This is a genomic window from Microbulbifer sp. (assembly GCF_051659245.1).
Lineage (GTDB): Bacteria > Pseudomonadota > Gammaproteobacteria > Pseudomonadales > Cellvibrionaceae > Microbulbifer.
In genome coordinates, this window is record NZ_JBOFOC010000055.1 from 1 (window position 1) to 18975 (window position 18975).

The 18975-nt window shown below is 61.5% G+C and carries 16 protein-coding genes and 1 tRNA gene; 9 read left to right on the forward strand and 8 right to left on the reverse strand.

The window, feature by feature from the left end; genetic code table 11:
• Positions 1-67 precede the first annotated feature (67 nt).
• The 6 genes from ACRC0P_RS05495 to ACRC0P_RS05520 form a co-directional block, all read right to left on the reverse strand.
• Positions 68-808: a DUF6445 family protein gene (locus tag ACRC0P_RS05495; RefSeq protein ID WP_438628779.1), complete on the reverse strand. Its 741-nt coding sequence runs from the start codon at positions 806-808 to the stop codon at positions 68-70.
• A gap of 16 nt (positions 809-824) precedes the next feature.
• The gene (locus tag ACRC0P_RS05500) at positions 825-1556 is read right to left on the reverse strand and encodes a SapC family protein (protein ID WP_438628780.1); all 732 of its coding nucleotides are present in this window, start codon (positions 1554-1556) and stop codon (positions 825-827) included.
• 38 nt (positions 1557-1594) lie between these two features.
• Positions 1595-3139 carry a tryptophan halogenase family protein gene (locus tag ACRC0P_RS05505; protein WP_438628781.1) on the reverse strand — a complete coding sequence of 515 codons (1545 nt, stop codon included), beginning with the start codon at positions 3137-3139 and terminating at the stop codon, positions 1595-1597.
• Positions 3140-3390: 251 nt separating this feature from the next.
• Positions 3391-6513, reverse strand: coding sequence for a TonB-dependent receptor (locus ACRC0P_RS05510; protein WP_438628782.1), 3123 nt, complete (start codon positions 6511-6513; stop codon positions 3391-3393).
• Positions 6514-6795: 282 nt separating this feature from the next.
• Positions 6796-7860, reverse strand: a complete 1065-nt coding sequence (locus tag ACRC0P_RS05515) for a FecR family protein (RefSeq protein WP_438628783.1) — start codon at positions 7858-7860, stop codon at positions 6796-6798.
• Complete coding sequence (locus ACRC0P_RS05520) at positions 7857-8429, reverse strand: RNA polymerase sigma factor (RefSeq protein WP_438628784.1); 573 nt, start codon at positions 8427-8429, stop codon at positions 7857-7859. The genes ACRC0P_RS05515 and ACRC0P_RS05520 overlap by 4 nt, the downstream gene beginning before the upstream one ends.
• Positions 8430-8788: 359 nt before the next feature.
• Between ACRC0P_RS05520 and rep the strand changes: the two genes are divergently transcribed.
• On the forward strand, positions 8789-10822 hold the full coding sequence (gene rep / locus ACRC0P_RS05525) for a DNA helicase Rep (RefSeq protein ID WP_438628785.1): 2034 nt from the start codon (positions 8789-8791) through the stop codon (positions 10820-10822).
• A gap of 178 nt (positions 10823-11000) precedes the next feature.
• Here rep and ACRC0P_RS05530 read toward each other — a convergent pair whose 3' ends face one another.
• Positions 11001-11414 (reverse strand): c-type cytochrome, encoded by a 414-nt coding sequence (locus ACRC0P_RS05530; protein ID WP_438628786.1) that lies wholly within the window; start codon positions 11412-11414, stop codon positions 11001-11003.
• A gap of 205 nt (positions 11415-11619) precedes the next feature.
• Here ACRC0P_RS05530 and ACRC0P_RS05535 point away from each other — a divergent pair.
• The 8 genes from ACRC0P_RS05535 to ACRC0P_RS05570 all read left to right on the forward strand — a co-directional run bounded on the left by ACRC0P_RS05535 (position 11620) and on the right by ACRC0P_RS05570 (position 16573).
• A tRNA-Arg gene (locus tag ACRC0P_RS05535) sits at positions 11620-11696 on the forward strand.
• 202 nt (positions 11697-11898) lie between these two features.
• Positions 11899-13134, forward strand: coding sequence for a tyrosine-type recombinase/integrase (locus tag ACRC0P_RS05540; protein WP_438628787.1), 1236 nt, complete (start codon positions 11899-11901; stop codon positions 13132-13134).
• A gap of 438 nt (positions 13135-13572) precedes the next feature.
• Entirely contained in the window at positions 13573-13923 is a 351-nt protein-coding gene (locus ACRC0P_RS05545) for a hypothetical protein (protein WP_438628788.1), read from the forward strand.
• A gap of 388 nt (positions 13924-14311) precedes the next feature.
• Entirely contained in the window at positions 14312-14632 is a 321-nt protein-coding gene (locus ACRC0P_RS05550; protein ID WP_438628789.1) for a hypothetical protein, read from the forward strand.
• Positions 14629-14817 carry a hypothetical protein gene (locus ACRC0P_RS05555; protein ID WP_438628790.1) on the forward strand — a complete coding sequence of 63 codons (189 nt, stop codon included), beginning with the start codon at positions 14629-14631 and terminating at the stop codon, positions 14815-14817. The genes ACRC0P_RS05550 and ACRC0P_RS05555 overlap by 4 nt, the downstream gene beginning before the upstream one ends.
• Positions 14817-15218, forward strand: coding sequence for a hypothetical protein (locus tag ACRC0P_RS05560; protein ID WP_438628791.1), 402 nt, complete (start codon positions 14817-14819; stop codon positions 15216-15218). Before ACRC0P_RS05555 ends, ACRC0P_RS05560 begins: the two co-directional genes overlap by 1 nt.
• A gap of 746 nt (positions 15219-15964) precedes the next feature.
• The gene (locus tag ACRC0P_RS05565) at positions 15965-16336 is read left to right on the forward strand and encodes a hypothetical protein (protein ID WP_438628792.1); all 372 of its coding nucleotides are present in this window, start codon (positions 15965-15967) and stop codon (positions 16334-16336) included.
• On the forward strand, positions 16337-16573 hold the full coding sequence (locus ACRC0P_RS05570; RefSeq protein ID WP_438628793.1) for a hypothetical protein: 237 nt from the start codon (positions 16337-16339) through the stop codon (positions 16571-16573).
• Positions 16574-16954: 381 nt separating this feature from the next.
• Here ACRC0P_RS05570 and ACRC0P_RS05575 read toward each other — a convergent pair whose 3' ends face one another.
• On the reverse strand, positions 16955-18646 hold the full coding sequence (locus ACRC0P_RS05575) for an alkaline phosphatase D family protein (protein WP_438628794.1): 1692 nt from the start codon (positions 18644-18646) through the stop codon (positions 16955-16957).
• Positions 18647-18975 lie beyond the last annotated feature (329 nt).

Here is an 18975-nt window from a genome sequence, read left to right on the forward strand (position 1 = left end):
CCCATGGCCGCGATCGGAGTTCAGTAGATTCCCGGAGACTGATCGCGGCCATGGGCCGCTCCTACAATCAGTGGGAAGACCAGTTTTCAGGGGTTTCGGGAACACTGTAGCGGATAAAGCTGGTGGCGGTCAGGCGGCCGGTGCGGGGGTCGGCGCTGAGGCCGCAGTGGGGATCGATATTGCCGGAGTGTAGCTGGTTGCCGCGGTAGATAAGCGCGCGGTTGAAGCGCGCATCGATGCAGGCGATCTGCTCGAACAGTTCGCTGTCTCCGTCGAGGTAACCCGGCGCCGGTGGCGAGGCCATTACCTGGCCTTTGAGCTGGGCGGCATAGCCGTGCAGTCGCTCACTGTCGATAAATTCGAAGCCGCTGGCGCGGTGGCGATAGAAAGCGGTGCCGCCGAACTGCGGTGGGCACAGGTAGTGCACCACTGCCAGCTGGTTCGGGTCGCTGGTGTCGAAGTGCGGCAGGCGCTGGATAGGCCGTAGCTGCTGCGGTGGCGTGGTGGCGATGGACAGCGCACACAGCAGCGGTTGGGCGCGGGCGCCGGGCGGTAGTTCGAACACCTCGCGCAGAACCTGATCGAGTGCCTCGCACAGCTTCTCCGCGTAGGCCTGGGGCAGCGGCTTGCGGACGCCCGGATAGTAGTCGCCACCCCGCGCGCGGAAAGGCGGCGCGCCCGCGGCGAATTCCACCAGTGATTCCGGTTCCGCCGCCAGGCCGTCGATCACCAGCAGCGGCCGGCGCTCGCCGCCCAGGCTGGCCACCTGGATCTGCGGCGCGACGGCGCAGTGAAAATTGACCTCCATCTGCGCGGCCCCGCGACTAGGGTTCTGCGACCGCGGCATCCCGGGCATTTTTACGCTCTATCAGCGAGTAGAACTGTCCAAGGGAGGTGAGCATGGTGTAAATATGGCCCAGCATGCCATCGGCGTTCAGCTGCTGTAGCGGCTCGCCGCCGAGCCCTCTGAGTTTTTCCTCGTCCACTGTGTAGAGGCCCTCTACCCGCCGGGAATCGCCGCTGGCAAAAGTCACCTCCAGGCGCATCGGCGTGATCAATTCCAGTTCCTGCAGACAGCGGACCAGGTCCTCGCTCTGTTTTTCCCCGTCGAGCAGCTGCCCCAGAACCCCCTGCATCCTGTCCAGGTAGGGGCTGCCGCGCCCCTCATCGTCGAACAGTGCCTCCGTCGATTCCCGCCCCGGTTGCCGCAGCACGCAGGGGCTGTCCTCGTCGATACACACCAGCGGCTGGCTGTTTTCATCGGTGCCGACAAAAAACGGCTGCCGGACGATGTTCAGCGGTGTGTACAGTGACTGCCAGCGGTCCCCGTTCCAATACAGGTTTTCCCCTTCGGCAAAACCGAACAGCGCAACACAGACAAAGCGGCCGGTTTCCTCGTTTTTGGTCAGCACTATCGGGTAGTCGATCGCCAGCTTCAGAAACTCGCTGGGCATCACCGGCACCATGCGCAAGGACGCGCCCTGCCGTTCTATCCCGGCGGTGTCTATGCGGATGTCCCGGTGAAGTTCGCTGTTCAGTGCTACCAGCCTGGCCATATCATTTGTCTCTTTTGTCTCTTTCTTATTGAACCGAATCAGATCGCCTGCAACCCATACTGGTGAATCCGCTCCAGCAATTCCCGATGTTTTGGCAGTGCGGCCAGTGCGCGCTCGGTGGCTTTGCGGTTACCGGCAAAGTGTTCCGCTGCCGCCTGTTCCTCGCGCAGCCGGTGCGCCATGCCCTCGACGTCCGTCTCGAAGCCCATGCCGTAGAGCACATACTGATAGCTGGCCGCCGGAAACACCTCGTTGTTGCTGGTGAAATCGCAGTCCCCCGGCGGCCGGTGGCGCCACAGGGCCAGCAGTTCCCGCAGGCTGTCCGGTACCGATGCCGGATCGCGGTTGTCGCGCCAGAAAGCGCTGTCTTCGCGCCTGCTGAGCAGATAGTGCAGTTTCAGGAAATCGACGATGCGGTCCCAGCGGTAGCGGAAGGTCTCGTTGAAGCGACGCGCGGTGATATCCATCACATCGCGGTGCGCCGGCAGTTGCTCGGCGATCATCTCCGCGGACAATTCCACCAGCACCAGCGCAGAGGCTTCCAGGGGTTCCAGGAAACCCGCCGACAAGCCCACCGCCACGCAGTTGTTGACCCAAAATTTCTCCCGGTGGCCGCTGTGAATCGGAATCTCGCGCACGGACAATTTCTCTATCCCCGGCCCTACATAGTCGCGCAGACGCCGCTGCGCCTGTTCCCCGGTGGTGTGGTCGCTGGAGTACACGTAACCCACGCCGCGGCGGCGGGTGAGGCCGATATCCCAGATCCAGCCGGCGTCCCCGGCGGTGGAAATAGTATGGCAGGCGATGGGATCGTCGGGATTTTCATAGGGCACCTGCACCGCCAGTGCGCGATCGATAAAGAGCACGTCGCTGCGGTCGATAAACGGCACTTGGTAATGGCCGCCCAGCAGGCGCGAGGAAAAACCACTGCAGTCCACGAACAGGTCCCCGGGCAGCTCGTCGGAATTGCGCGTGTTCAGCGAGGTGATATCGCCGTTGGCGGCGGTGTTGACCGACAGCACCTCGTCCCGCAGATGGCGCACCCCCAGATTCTGCGTGCAGTGACGCTGCAGGAATTCGGCGAACTTGCCCGCATCCAGGTGGTAGGCGTAGTTGGCCACCGAGGCGTATTCCGGCGTGGTCATCTGCTTTGGCGCCAGGCCCCGCTCACACAGCTGTTCCTGGTAACAGACCGCATTGGAGAAGGACTGCCCCTGCGGCTTCAGCGAGCGCTGCCAGTAGGGGGCTAGGTCCATTTTCAGGAAGCCCTGGGGCAGCACCAGCGGGTGGTAGTAAAAGTCTTCCGCATCGCCGGTGACCCAGCCCGCAAACCTGGCGCCCTGCTTGAAGGTGGCATCGCAGCTGCGCAGGAAGTCGCTCTCGGAAATACCCAGCTTGCGCAACGTCTTGCGCATGGTGGGCCAGGTGCCCTCGCCCACGCCGACGGTGGGAATACCCGGGGCCTCGATCAGCGTGACCTGCACACCGTCTCCATGGCTGTGCATGGCGGCGATGCGCCCGGCGACGATCCAGCCGGCGGTACCGCCGCCTACCACTGTCACGGATTTTGTCGGTTTGTTCATGGCCGATCTCGTTATTGATTTATCAACCCGGCGGCCAATCAGGCCACCGCTGATCTGAAAGGCACTAAGTAAGGCTTTCGGGCGGGCCTGCTACCGGGAGCTGTTTGCGGGACACGGGCTAGGCGCCCCCCCCGTGAATCCATCCCTGGAGGCTTGTCCGCGAGGTCCCCCTCGCAGACAGCCCCGCAAACAGCTCCCGGCATCAGGCCCTTCGCATCAAGTTCATGGCTTAACTCATCCCTTTCACAGCTTTAAAAGGTAGCGCGCAGGCCCAGCGCAAAGCGCCTGCCGCTGTCTTCCGCCAACAGGAAGTGGTTGTCGTAGCGCCCGTGCTTCAGCAGCACCTCCTCGGTCAGGTTCAGGCCCTCGAAGAATATCGAAACACTGTCGTTGATGTCGTAGCTGGCGCTCATATCCCACTGCTGGTAATCGTCGACGAACGTGGGTTCGCCACTGACATTCTGTACCAGTGACTGCAGGAACTCATCGCGCCAGTTCCACGCCAGGCGCGCCTGGAAGGGGCCCTTCTCGTAGAAGCCCACCAGGTTGAAGGAGTCGCTCAGGCCGGGGAGAGCGAAGGCCTGGGTGACGTCGTCCACATCCAGCTTCGCATCGCTGTCCACCAGGGTCACATTCGCGATAACCCCGAAGCCGGTGTCGCTGAAGCTGTGCTGCACTGCCAGCTCCAGGCCCTCCACCTGGGCGCTCTCGCCGTTGCTCGGCTTGGTCAGGGTGAACACCGCCACGCTGTCGTTGGGATCCACCGCGTTCTGCCGGTCCTCTTCCGGGGCTATGTCGGTGACATCGCCGGTGGACGGGTCTGTGACCAGCTCGCCGGCGCTGTTGGTGAAGGTCTGGTCCTCGGTGATACTGATAATGAAGTTCTCCACATCCTTGCGGAAGTAACCCACCGAGACGTAGCTGTTGTCACCGTAATAGTACTCCAGGGACAGGTCGAGGTTGCCCGAGGCAAAGGGCTCGAGTTCCTGGTTTCCGGAACTGGAGTTCAGATTGCCGCCCTGGCGCGTTTCGTTGATCACGGTCACCGGCGCCAGTTGGTTGAGGGTCGGCCGGGTCAGGGTGCGCGAGGCGGCGAAACGGGCTATTAACGAATCGGTGATATCCAGCTTGAGGTCCATGTTGGGCAGCACCGAGTCGTAGCTGGAGTCGGCCTTGATGGCCTGGGCCTCGCCCAGCACCGCCGTCAGTTCGGTCTGATCCAGGATGTCCAGCCGCTCCAGCGGCGACTCAGTACCGTCGACGGTAATGTCTGTACTTTCCACACGCACTCCGGTGTGCGCGGTGAGCGGCATGCCGGCCAGCTCGCCGGCAAATTCCAGTTCCAGGTAGGTGGCCAGGACATTTTCCTCCACCTTGAAAGAGTTGTTGCGGCGCACCGCGTCGTAGCTGATCCCGGCAATATTCTCCAGGTAGGCAAACAGCTGCTCGCCGTCGTGGGCCAGCCACTGGGTGGTCAGGTTTTCGCTGCCGCTGACGTCGCCGAGAAAGCCGGAACCGGCGTCGAATACGGACAGGAATTCGTCGGGGATATCGACCCCCTCCGGGTAGCCGCAGAAGGTACAGTGCACCCCGTCGGCCTCGTCGGTGAGGCGCACGTTGCTCTTGGTCTGGGTGGAGTAGAGCAGGCCAAAGCTGGCGCGGATGAGGCCGCTGCTGCTGCCCTCGTCCCAGACGCCGTCGATGTGGTACTGGTCCACCTGGTCGTCGGTGGCCCACCCACGGCGCAGCATTACGTGGGCGCGGCCGTTGCTCGGGTCCAGGTAGTCGCTCACCCCGGCCTGCACGCCGTCGGCATTGTTGATGGACGGGTCGGCGGACTGGAACTCGCTGGAGTGCGGCAGAATCTGCCCCGGATGAATCTGCAGGCGCGAGCGGTTCAGGTAGCCGATCAGCGAAAGCTGGTTCTCGCCGCCGTTGTTGCCGGCGCGCTCGGCACTGGAGGTGGATGCGTCGAAGCTGAGGCTCAGGTTGTCGCTCGCGGTCCACTGGGCGTTGATGCCGTACTGGGAGGTCTTGGTCAGGCGGTCAAACTTCTTCGCGTGGAAGTCGGTGGCGTGGCCCACCTCCTGATACAGGTCGATGGCGGTGCCATTCTCGTCCAGCACGATATTTTCCAGGTTGTCGGCGGTGAACCAGTGGCCGAAGGAGGTGGCGTCGGTCTCGATATCGAAATCCGAGTAGATGCCGTCCAGAGTCACTTCCAGATCGTCGGTGGGCGCGAACTGCAGCACCAGGCTGCCGCCGGTGCGGGTGCGCTCCTCGAAGGTGACCTTGGTGTCAAAGTTCTGCGGAATAAAGGTATTCCCGGAGCGGCTGGCGGAATCGTCTATCTCACCCGGGTCCACGTTGTCCAGCACATTGGCGAGCCAGCCGTCGGTCTGCCCCTGGTTCAGGCGGGTACTGCGCTCCTGGTGGGAAACCGCCAGCAGCACACCGAACTTTCCATCGGCGAAGGTATTGCTCACCAGGCCGGAAATCTGCGGCGACGACTCCTCGCTGTTCTCGTCGTACAGGCTCTTGACGCTGCCTGCGACCTTGAAGCCGTTGAAATCGAACGGCCGCGCGGTGGTCACATTCACCGTGGAACCGACGCCGCCGGACTGCAGGCTGGCGGTGGAGGTTTTGTGCACCGCTATGCCCTTTACCAGCTCCGAGGCCAATGTGTCGAAGCTGAATTCCCGGCCCTGGTTCTCGGTGGCCATCTGGCGGCCGTTGACCAGCACGGTATTGAACTGCGGGCCGAAGCCGCGCACGGTGATCAATTGGCCCTCGCCGCCGGAGCGGTCGATGGAAACCCCGGTGATGCGCTGCAGCGATTCCGCGACATTAGTGTCGGGAAATTTGCCGATATCCTCCGCGGAGATGGCATCCACCACACCGCTGCCGTCGCGCTTGATATCCATGGCGCGCTGCAAGCTGGCACGGATGCCGGTCACCGATATCTCCTCGATGGTACCCGACTGCTGCGCATCATCGCTCTGCGCCTGGGCGCCGGCACCGAACACGGAAGCCATGATCGACAGAATGGCGCTGGACAACTTGTTTTTCTTATACACTGTGCTCGACCCTCCAATGGGATGTCCTGCTGTTATCGTCAGCTGGCCATCGTCGCCCACCATTGCCCTGAGGCCGGTACCCCGAAGCAGAATCTCTACCGCTTCATCGATCGGGTAGCTTCCCACCAGCCGCTGCGCGCTGATTTCCCGCACTTTGTCGTAGGGGAAGATCAGGGTCACGTCGGCCTGCTCGGCAAACTCCGTGAGCGCGATGTCCGCTCTCTGCCGGGGAATATTGAAGGGAGTTTTTTCGTGTAGGCGAGCGCCATCCGCCAGCAGGGATGAGGAACTCATCATCAGCAGGCTGAAGGTCAAACACTGAAATAAAGCCCTGTCGTCTTTCCCGGACGCCACAATTTCAGCGGCGTGGTTGGAAGACGACTCGGCCGGAAATTTCCGCCATCGGGTCACTGTTTTTAATGCATCTGGTTATTATTTTGTTGCCATGTTTTCTATCGGGCGACTGATTACTCAAGTTTCGGAGTTCGGGGCAGGGCCGGGGACTGGGTACCACCGATAGTCCGTCCCTGAACTCCGAAACTTGAGCGATAAGAGTTTTTCGCTGCTATTTTCGATCGCTCAGCGCCCCTCTCCCTGCTCCTCGCGGCGCGCCCTCAATATCACCGTCTGTTCGTCGATGCGCTCGTTGGCAATATCAAAATTGTCGTTCAGGGTGCGGAGCAATCCTTTTATATCGCCGGTGCGGAAAAGGCCGGCCACGCGCACACCCCTGAGCTGCTCGTCCTCAATACGGAATTTCACCGAGGTGTAGCGGCTGATTTCGGCCACCGCCTGCTCCAGCGGCTCGCCGCGGAACACCAGGTTGCCGCTGCGCCAGGACAGCCTGGCATCCATCTCCGCCGGCTCGATTTTCTCCACCTGTTCCGGTTGCGGGCGCTCCCCGCTCATCAGCAGCCGCTCGCCCCCGGAGACCGCAGTGGCCGTGACGGGCAGCGGCTGCGGCTCGCTGCGCGCAGCGTTGGGGCTCTCATTTTGCCCATCGGCGACCCGCACCCTGCCCTCGGTGACGATCAGTTCCACACTCCGATCGCGCCGCAGCTGCACGTTGAAGACGGTGCCCACCGCCTGCACCACCCGACCGGCGGCCAGTACGCTGAGGGGCCGCTGCCTGTCGCGTGCCACCCGGACATTGATCTCGCCCCGGTCCAGCGCGATCAGGCGGCTGGTGAGGGTGTAGTGCACGCGCACCAGGCTGTCGGTGTTCAGCACCAGTACGGAGCCGTCCGGCAGGTTGACCGTGGAGTGCTCTCCGATCGCGGTCTCGTATACCTTGTCGACGGTGGACGCCAGCCGCGAAGCCGGCGCGCCCGCCAGCATGCCAGCCTGCCACAGTGCCGCACCCAGCACCAACAATACCGAGGCGGCCGCGGCGAGCCAGCGGCCGAACGACGGCTTCTTCTCCGCCAGCGGCGGGAACAGGTCGGCGAGCCGCGACAGCGCGTCCATCTTGTCCCACAGCTCGGCAATCTGCATGAAAGTGTCGCTATTCTCGCGGCTGGCCGCCAGCCAGCGCTGGAAGTCGCGGGTCTCAGATTCATCCAGGCCGCGGTCGAGCCTGGCCAGCCATTCGCTGGCCTCGTCGAGGCAGCGCTCGCGGTCGGGCAATTGGTAGACGTTGCTCATGGGCGCCCCCCGCGGCCGGCGCCGGACACGGCGCACGGGCCGGCATCCGGGGAGCCGCTGTTGCGCTGCTGCAGCATGAACAGGGTGCAGCGCTTGATTCCTGTGGCGATATGTTTTTCCACCGTACTCTCACTGATATTCAGCTGGCGGGCGATTTCCCGCTGCGAATAGCCGTAAACCTTTTTCAATACAAATGCGCGGCGACACTGTACCGGCAGCTGCCGCACCGCCTCGCAGAAGTGCGCGAACTCCTCATTGCTGGCGACAATTTCGTAGGTGCGGTCAGTCCCGTGACCCGGCTCAGGGCTGAGATCGAACTCCTCATCCATGCTCACCGCCAGCCGCGACTCGGCGCGCTTGACGTAGTCGAGCGCCAGGTTGCGGGCGGTGCGCAGCATAAAGGAGCGCGGCTGGTCGATAGGCCCACGCCTGGCCGCCTGGCAGACGCGCACATAGGTCTCCTGGACTATGTCCTCTATCTCCTTCGGCGGCGCTATGCTGGAAACCAGCCGCGCCAGGCTGCCGCGAACGCCGATAAAGATGTCCGCCAGAGTCTCATCCTTCGCCATAGAACCACTCTGAATTATTGAAATTATTATGGGCATCTCTATTTGTTGCGACCGTAGGGTGCGCCGCGCGCATCAAAAAGTCTGCAGTCCGCACCGGCCCTGATGGTGCGCGCGGCGCACCCTACGGCACAAGTCAAAATTACGATTTTTAGAGGTGCCCTTATGTCTCCACGCAGGTAGACGAGCCGCGGAAAGTTTTCCCCCAGTGGGCCGCAAAATTTTCCCTGCGAATATTTCTTCTTTATTCTCCCTGGCACATCTGGTCAATTTTTAAACACTTGCCGACTGCCAACCACTCACAGGCAGCCAGGACTGATAGAATCGCCGCCTCGACACCCATTTGCGATGTATCTCTGTCCATGTCCCAGCTCAACCCCCGCCAGGCGGAAGCGGTGAAGTATATCGACGGGCCCTGCCTGGTGCTGGCCGGCGCCGGTTCCGGCAAGACCAGCGTGATCACCCGCAAAATCGCCTACCTGATCGAGGAGTGCGGCTACGCCGCGCGCCATATCGCCGCGCTGACCTTCACCAACAAGGCGGCGCGGGAGATGAAGGAACGGGTGAGCAAGCTGTTGAGCGGGCCCGGCGGTGGCAAATCGCGCAATTCCCGCGGGCTCACCGTGTCCACCTTCCACAACCTGGGGCTGAACATCCTGCGCCGGGAGTACCGCACCGCCGGCTTCAAGCCCGGCTTCTCCCTGTTCGACAGCGAGGACAGCCGCGGCCTGATCAAGGAGCTGATGCTGCGCGACGGCGACCTGGACACCGACCTGCTGGACCGGGTGCAGAACCAGATCTCCAACTGGAAGAACGATATGCTCACGCCGCGCCGGGCCCTGGAACAGGCCCAGAGCGCCGGCGAGCAGGCCATCGCCATTGCCTACGGGCGCTACTGCGACGCGCTCAAGGCCTACAACGCGGTGGACTTCGACGACCTGATCGGGTTGCCGGTGCAGCTGTTCGAGCAGGACCCGGAGCTGCTGGCCCGCTGGCGCAGAAAGATCCGCTACCTGCTGGTGGACGAGTACCAGGACACCAACAACTCCCAGTACCTGCTGGTGAAACTGCTGGTGGGCGGCCGCGGCGGCCTCACCGTGGTGGGCGACGACGACCAGTCCATCTACGCCTGGCGCGGCGCGCGCCCGGAGAACATGAGCCAGCTGAAGGTGGACTTCCCCAACCTGCGCCTGATCAAGCTGGAGCAGAACTACCGCTCCACCAGCCGCATCCTCAAGGTGGCCAACCACCTGATCGCCCACAACCCCCACGAATTCGACAAGGCGCTGTGGTCCGACCGCGGCATGGGCGAAGAGATCCGTGTGATCAAGGTGGGCAGCGAGAACGAGGAGGCGGAGCGGATCGCCAACGAAATCTTCCTGCAGAAATCCCGCCGCGGCTGCAAGTTCATGGACTTCGCGGTGCTCTACCGCGGCAACCACCAGGCGCGCCTGCTGGAAATGAAACTGCAGGAGCACCAGATCCCCTACCAGATGTCCGGCGGCACCTCGTTTTTCGCCCGCGCCGAGATCAAGGACGTGATGGCCTACCTGCGCCTGCTGGTGAACCCGGACGACGACAACGCCTTCCTGCGCATCATCAACACCCCCCGCCGGCAGATAGGCACCAGCACCCTGGAGGCCCTGGGCAACTATGCGAAAACCCGCGAAATCTCCATGTTCAGCGCCTGCTCCGAGATCGGCTTTAAGGAGCATATCAACGAGCAGGGCTACGAGCGCCTGAACCGCTTCGCGCTGTGGCTGGAAGGCGTGGCCCGCAACTGCCGCGAGAACAGCCCGGACGCCGCCCTGCGCGAAATGCTCGACGATATCGACTACGCCGGCTGGCTGAACCAGAACGCCAGCAGCGAGAAAGTCGCCGAGAAGCGCATGGAGAACGTCTTCTGGCTGTTGGAATCCCTGAACAAGAGCATGGAGAAGATCGACGACGAACTGGAGCAGGACATCCGCCTGGAACAGGCCATCGCCAAGCTGATCCTGCGCGATATGCTCGACCGCCAGGAGGAGGAAGAGGCCACCGACAAGGTCAGCCTGATGACCCTGCACGCCGCCAAGGGCCTGGAATTCCCCCACGTGTTTATGATCGGCATGGAGGAAAACCTGCTGCCGCACCGCAACAGCATCGAGGACGACAATATCGAGGAAGAGCGCCGCCTCACCTACGTGGGCATCACCCGCGCCCAGAAGACCCTCACCATGACCCTGGCCGGCAAGCGCAAACTATTCGGCGAAAACCACGACACCACCCCCAGCCGCTTCCTTGACGAACTGCCGGAGGAGGATGTGGAACTGGAGGGATTCGGCAAGGCCACGCCGGAGCAGAATCAGGCCAAGGGGGAGGAGACGTTGGGTTCCCTCCTAAGCATGTTCGATTGAATGCTCCCCTCTCCCATTTATGGGAGAGGGGCCGGGGGAGAGGGCCGCCCCGGGACCGCGGAGCTCCAGCTCCGCAAGCGGGCCAAAGGCCCGCCAGAGGGCGAACACAAGGTTCACCCCTCCCAAACAAAAAGGCCGCTCAACGAGCGGCCTTTTTGCAACAGAAGTAAGCAACTATTTACTTACTGCCTTCCACCATATAGTCCACAGCGGCCTTCACCTCGTCCTCGCTGCAGTCCATGCACAGCCCCTTGGGCGGCATGGCGTTGAAGCCGTTGATCGCGTGGGTGTACAGAGTGTCGATGCCCTTGTCGATCCGCGGCCCCCAGGCGGCGGCATCACCCATCTTGGGCGCTCCGGCAGCGCCGGTGCCGTGGCAGCTGAAACAGGAGCCCTTGTACACTTCTTCACCACTGCGTGCACCGCCGCCTGCCGCGGGCGCCGCCGCAACCGCTGCGGCGCACTCCTCGCCCTTCATGCAGGTCTCGCCCACCGGCGCGATCCGCTCGGCAATCTCTTCGTCCACCGACTGCGCCACCGCGGCCGCCGCGCCCAGGGCCAGCGCCGCCACAACACCCAGAATACTCTTCATCAAATCCCCCTAGCGGCCGCAACAGGCGGCTCGTAGACTTTCGGCACTGTGCCGCATACCTCTACCTAGCGGCGCATTATAAGCTTTGCGGCGCCCGCTGCGAAGAGCGCCAGTCTTTATAGCCTCTATAGCCCCAATCCGCTTTGCCGCGTAGCCCCCCTTCTGTATAATCCGCGTCCGCACTGGCAACAGGCCAGACCGCGACCCGCCCCTAGCTCAGCTGGATAGAGCGTCGCCCTCCGGAGGCGAAGGTCAGAGGTTCGAATCCTCTGGGGCGGGCCATCTTCCCATCTCAGTTAATCCAACAAAGCCCCACACCCCGCGACACGCCTAGCCTTCCGCGTTATATTTGCGTCCAGATTAGTCTTATTTGTGCCCCCAAATCTGGGGGTATCTGGGGGCAGATTTGGGGGCACCTGGGAAATCCGCGCCAGTAGGTGCCCCCAAAATCGGCCACAGCCCCCACCACTACTGGGATAGCGCTATGGCACTGACTGAACTTCAAGTAAAACAAGCGAAGCCAAGGGACAAGGATTACAAGCTCAGCGACGGCAAGGGCATGTACCTGTTGGTTACAAAAACCGGCGCCCGTTACTGGCGGCTCAAGTACCGCCACCCCCACAATAAAAAAGAGCGCCAGCTTGCCCTGGGGGTGTACCCAGAAACCAGCCTCAAGAAAGCCCGCCAGAAACGCGACGAGGCCCGCCAGTTGCTGCTGGACGGCATAGACCCCGGCGACCACCGCAAGGCCCGGCAGGCGGAAAACTACGAGGCCGCAACCAACACCTTCGAGGCGGTGGGCCGCGACTGGTACGCAACCAAGATGGGCGGCAAATCGGAGAGCTACCGCTACCGCACCTTGCGAATGCTGGAGCGCGACCTATTCCCCTACCTGGGCAACCGCCCCATCACCGACATAACCCCGCCGGAACTGCTGACCGTCCTAAAGCGAATCGAGGGACGCGGCGCTATCGACACCGCCAAGGGCGCCAAGCAAACCGCCAGCAAGGTATTCCGCTTCGCCATTGCCGGGGGCCGGGCTACCAATGACCCCGCCGCCGTGGTGGGCGACCAGCTCCAACCGGCGCAGAAAAAGCACTTCTCCGCGATTACCACCCCGGCGGCCGCCGGCAGGCTGCTGGTGGCCATAGACGGCTATCAGGGCACCCCCACGGTACGGGCGGCGCTGCAACTGGCCCCGCTGCTGTTCTGCCGCCCCGGCGAACTCCGCGCCCTGGAGTGGGCGGAAATCAACTGGGAGGACCAGCGGATAGAGCTGCCTGCCGCCAAGATGAAAATGCGCGAGCCCCACATAATCCCGCTGGCCCGCCAGGCGGTGGCCGTCCTGCGCGACCTGGAGCCGTTTACAGGCCGTTTCCGCTATGTGTTCCCCTCCCCCAAAGGTGCAAGCCGTTGCATGTCTGAAAACGCCGTACGCGTCGCCCTGCGCAATATGGGCTATGGCAATGACCAGATGACCGGCCACGGCTTCCGCGCCATGGCCCGCACCCTGCTGGACGAAGAGCTAAACGAGCGGGTGGAGCATATCGAGCACCAATTGGCGCACTCAGTGAAAGACGCCAACGGCGCCGCCTATAACCGCACCAAGCACCTGCCCCAGCGCGTGGCCATGATGCAACGATGGGCCGATTACCTGGACAACCTGCGCGAGCAGACCAAGGCCGGCAATGTGATAACCGTCCAGTTCGGCGCCCAATAACAACCGAATTTTAGCGCCTAGGGTAGCTCCCGAAAAGCCGCGACCCTTGGCGGCCTGGCGCTGAATCTAAATCAAGGGATTCTCTGCAAAGGGGGGAGATATGAGCGCTATCGGGTACGCAGCATACGGCGAACTTGAAGTTCATTTGAAAGCAGACTTTTGGGAGCCAGTAACCGCGATTCACCTGATATGCAATACTGACCCTCTCCACTCGAAAATTGGCATCTCAGGCTATTTGGAAAAGGTGGTGCTACTCACGGGAGAAACCATCGAATCGCGCATGAGCACCAATGAGCAGGTGAGAGCCAGAGAATACAAGCGTTTGTACGAACGGATAAGCCGTATCTGGCACGCAACCGCACATGACGCGAGTCAGGCGGTACGGCGGGGGCCATGTGGAGCCGCCAAACTTGATTACCCAGTCTCATATTATTTGCAGTGGGCAGAGTCGAAAAAATTGAGATTCCGTGGTTAAGATGGGCAGTCGAAAAAGGTTTGGTGCCGAACTCACCGGAAAACAACGATGGTCCGCCAGCTCCAAAAGACCACCCGGCAAAAGACCCCAATCATCCCAATTATGCGCCAGACCTTCACGCCGCACTTGCAGCCTGGGAAGCGCTTTATCAGAACGGCGAAAGGCCGGAGCACGTAAAGCACACAACGGCAGTAACTTCTTGGCTTGAAAACCATTGGCCGGAATTGGGACCGACAGCCAGGAAGCGGCTTGCTCCGGCCACCAACCCGAAAGACAACAAGAATCCCGGCGAATTTAAGGAAAAGCAGCGGTAGTACCGCAAAAAAACTTTCCTTCCATATCCAGATAGAGCCCGCATAAATCGGCGGTACTGCCGCAGCGGTAGTACCGCAATCCCCAACTACTACCGCTGGACAACTACCGCACCACCCTAAATACCTTGTAAAGCCTCAGCAACAAACAGCGAGGCTATGCAATGTCGAATCAATTTCTTCTCCCCCAAGACCCAGACGCGTTTTGCCGCGCGAAACAGTGTGCGCGGTACCTGGGTATTGGCTTGAGCACCTGGTGGGCATGGGTACAACGGGGCAAGGTGGAACGCCCCATTAGGCTGGGTCCGAAAACATCTGTTTGGAAGTCCGGTTACATCCGCGAGCTACAACGCGAGCTGATTGCAGAAGCTCAGGCCGAGGAGGTGTAATCATGGAAGGAATCAGAACCCCGGCACAGGGCGGAACCGAAAAAGCAGACACCGGCAATTCTACCACACCCAAGCGGGTACGCTTCACCCCACGCCAGTTGCGGGCGGTATCGGCCCTGCTGGAGCGCCCCCGAAGCCGTGAGGAGTTGGACCGCATCACCGGGGCCAGCAACGGCCCCGAAGTAGTGGCGCAACTCAGGCGGCGCGGTTTCGATATTCCCTGTCGGCTTGTCCCGCACATAGACCGTGACGGCCTGGCCGGACAGCATGGCATTTACCACCTGTCCGAAAACGATAGGGGACGCCTTGGGGGTGCCCTATGAGATACGAAATCACCATAGAGCAGGCAATCACCGTCCCAATGCTGGTGAAAGCCAACAGCGAGGCGGAAGCGCTGGCGATAGCGGCGCGGCGTCTCAATGACGAACTGACCGCAACCCCGGAAGCGGTGGGCGACCCGACAGCGGAACCGCCCCGCATTCGATCCGCGCGCAAGCTGGGGGACTAATGGCCAAAGGATACAGGCAGGGCAAGCGGAAGGCTGGCGGCGGGAAGTTCGCCGCCTTCCCTATCCAAATGTTGGCGCATCCCAAGTTTGCCACACTCTCACCGCGAGCCAAGGCGCTCTTGTTTCCATTGGCGGCGCAATACAACGGGCGCAATAACGGCGACCTGTGCGCGTCATTTTCGGTTATGCGTCCGCACGGCTGGACTAGCAATGACCAACTGAGAAAGGCGCTGGGGGAACTACTGGAAAGTGGCTTTTTGATTCAAACGCGCCAAGGAAGGCGCCCCAACGTGGCCAGCCTCTACGCACTAAGCTGGCGGCCAATCGACGAGTGCGGGGGCAAGCTGGAACTGGGGGCAACTGTGACCGCCCCGAATACGTGGAAGGGCGGCGCGGCCTGAATTTCGATTTTCTGATGTCCGCCACACGGCTTAGGCTTAGGCCGCCACACGGCCCTATAGTAAAGAAAATTCGGGTTCTCTAGGCCGCCACACGGCCCTATATTTGCGATTTTCGCTATTTCTCTAGGCCGCCACACGGACACCTATCTACATATATACCATGTACCCATAGGACATTTACCCAGCGACCGGGCACAAGGCAGTCACTACCACCAGCTCGCCTAGGCCGCCCCGCGAAACAACCCCATGTAAACCCTGCCACATTCCTGCGCGCGGGCAGTGTTGCCGCCTGGATGTCTGGTTTTGTTAGGTTCTCCCATTACGCGTACGCGCGCGGGCAGTAGGTCTGTTAGCAAATGTTAGCGTCAGGAAGGCTACCATTACGCATACGCACACGGGTATGTGGCAGCGGAAATGCGAAAACAAACCCCATGAATGAGCATTACGCGTAGCGCGTAGAACGGCATCAGAAAACCTGTAGCCGCTTTGCCGCCTGGGGGCAGTAGGGAAAGAGCCAGAAACGCGCTGTAACCCCGCTTTCAGGCGCTTGTGCGGTGCCTCGCGGAGCGGGGCTAGGCCGGAACTCTGCAAGCGTGGCGAAATGCCGCCCTTTTTAGGACTATAGAAACTCCCCGCCTGGCGGACTGGTGCGATTGGGAACTGTGACCTGGGTCTCTTCGCCCCCGCTGCGCTGGTGGCAATATGGCCGCCCCTACAAGCCCTGCCATGGATAAGGACGACTGGCTATGAACTCCGAAAATCTCTATATCTCGAAAGAAGACCTGTACCGGCTTGGGAACTCCACCTCCTCCCGCCTGTCCGCAGTGAGACCCCGCGAAATAAACACGACAACCGTCAACGATGTAGAAATCATCGTAGCCGATGGTAACGGCGTCAGCGTGTTCAACCGGGAAGGGCTTAATAGGAGCCCTTTGTCAGGTTGGGTATGGGAGATTCGCAGCGGGACAGCCTTCCCGCTGGGGCTAAAGCTAGTAGAGCGGGGCTCGAAAGGGCACCACATGCTGGTGCCGACTCACAACATGCCCCTGAACCAGTACATAGGTTTACTGGAACAGGTAGCGATACACTGTCGAAAAGTATTCAAGAGGCAGGCATAAATGCGCGAACTCGAACTCAAGGTGGACAGAAGCACTTTTAACCTGCTCTGGGTGTCGCTCCACGCAAGGGAGGCGGAACTACTCAAACGGGTAGAGGAATTCGGCGAAGACTCCGACGAGGGGGCCGACGCCCTCAACGACATCGTAGCTCTACGCTTGTACAAGGAGGAGCTGAAGGAGCAGGGGGAAAAGGTGTTCGATGCCAACGCATTTATCGTCAGCGATGCCCCCTACTAATGCCAAGCGGGCCACACAGCCCTCGCAGTGAGTGACCGGTTCTCCACCAGCGCGGCCCCGGCGATAGGCTCCGACCTTGCCTCTACCCGCAACATTTGGGGGCACATCTGGGGGCATTAACACCAAACAGGCACCAGCAATCATAGATAAATCAATCAGTTACATCAGCCTTTCGAACCCTCTGGGGCCATAAACCAAAAAGACCACCCTCGCGGTGGTCTTTTCGTATATGAGTTGCCCAAAAGCGCAACTCAGGTAAAGCCTTCGGTTTCCCCGCGATATCAAGGGCGCGTAGCGTGCCTATCTTCCGCAGTCCTGATGGGCACGCTGCGCTTTGCCCATCCTACAAACTGGATTCTGTGCTGATTCAGAGAACCCGGATCAGGCCAGGCTGTGCACCACCCTGTGGTTGCCGGCCTCGGTAAATTCGGTGCTGTCGATGTTATCGATGAATTTCCACTCCGCCTGCACCTGCTGCCTGCGAAAGGTCAGCGCCATATAGCCGCGCTGGTGCAGGTTGCAGTACTGCAGGTCGTCGATCAGCAGTGACATGCCCTGGGCCAATTCCTGGGCGGACTTGTCGTCCAGCTTGAGATAGCTTTCCATCCCCGGCGAAGTGACGCTGGGCGTGGCGAATTCCAGCCCCACCATGCGCCCACTGACGTCTTTCAGGTGGCTGTACCAGGCGTTATGGGTGTCTCCCGCCACTACCACCAGGTTTTTGTTCAGCTCGGCAATGCGCCGGTAGAGTGCCTCGCGCTCTACCGCATAGCCGTCCCAGGCGTCGAGGTTGTAGGGCGCACGCTGTGCCAGGCGATCGCGCTGGGCGTCGCTCAACGGCTCGCCCCGCGAGCTGGCCGCTTTCAACGCCGCAAGCTCGGCGGTGGGATTTTCCTTTCCGCCGGTGGCGTAATTGATCATGATCTCCGCCGGCAGGTGCATTCTGCCCATCAGCACCTGCTGGCCCAGCAGCTGCCAGTGGCCGGTGGATTGCTCCAGCGTCTCGTCCAGCCAGGCGAGCTGCTTTTTGCCGAGGAGGGTGCGCTCTGGGTCCGCCATTGCCGCGGCAAAGGAGCGGCCGTCGAAGCTGCCGTCCTCGCCGATATAGCCGGCGAAATCGATCTGCCGGTCGCGGCCGATGACACGGGTGTCCAGCATATGCAGGTCCAGCAGGTCGCCGAAACGGAAGCTGCGGTAGATCTGCGGATTTCTCTCTCCCTGCGGCGGGCGGATCGGCAGCCACTCATAATAGGCCTGCACCGCCGCGGCGCGGCGGGCGAAGAAGTCGCCCTCGCCCTCATTGTGGTTTTCCGCACCGCTCTTCCAGGTGTCGTTGGTGATCTCGTGATCGTCCCACACGGCGATAAAGGGCGCCGCCGCGTGCAGCGCCTGCAGGCCGGTATCGGTTCGGTAGAGGGCGTAGCGCTTGCGGTAGTCCGTCAAGGTCAATAGTTCGCCGACGTTGTCTTCCGGCAGTGCGCGGCCTATCTCCGCCGAGCGCTCGGTGGCGTAGCCGTCGGCGGGGTATTCGTAGATGTAGTCGCCCAGGTGCAGCACCGCGTCCCAGTCGTCTCTCTGCGCCGCCAACTGGTAGGCATTGAAATAGCCGGCGGGATAGTTGGAGCAGGAGAAAACTGCCAGCTTCACCTGCTCCACCCTGCCCTCGGGCAGGGTCCTGGTGCGGCCCACGGGGCTCTGTTCACTGGCGCCGATAAAGCGATAAAAGTAGCTGGCACCCGGCTCCAGCCCGCGCACGTCGATCTTGATGGTGTAATCCCGGGCGAGATCCGTGTTCGCGCTGCCCCTGCGTAATACATCGGTGAACTGGCTGTCCCGGGCCAGCTCCCAGGTCACTTTCACCGGGCCCACCGACTCACCACCCTTAGCCGGCGAGGCCCGGGTCCAGAGGATGACGGCATCCTGCAGCGGGTCGCCACTGGCGACACCGTGCTGGAAAGTGACCTCGGAGGGAAAGGCGGGCCTGGTCATGGCCTGCAGCGGGGTGGATACCAGCACGCCGCCGGAGGTGGCCAGGGCGGCCTTGATAAAATCGCGCCGAGTGAATCTTTTCACGGTTGTCTTTTTTCTGGTTGTTGAGAGTTACTCTATCAGCCTAAGCGGAGAATATGACAGCTGTACTAAGAAACGGAGAAGCTAGTGTCCTGTATGGAACTAAATAGTGATACCAGAGCCCCCCAGATTGTTCACAGTTAGGCGCAGCTCGCAGGGAATGGTCATTCCATTTTCAAGAGCTGCAACGCCACTGTGGGCCCTCTCGATTGGTGAAGAGGGGGGGCTCCCTTCGGGCGGGCCGCTAAGCAGCCATCTGCGGCGTTGCACTTGCTTGACGTAGAATGACTACGCCGGCGCAAGTGCGCCTTGCATCTGGCCGCTTAGCGGCC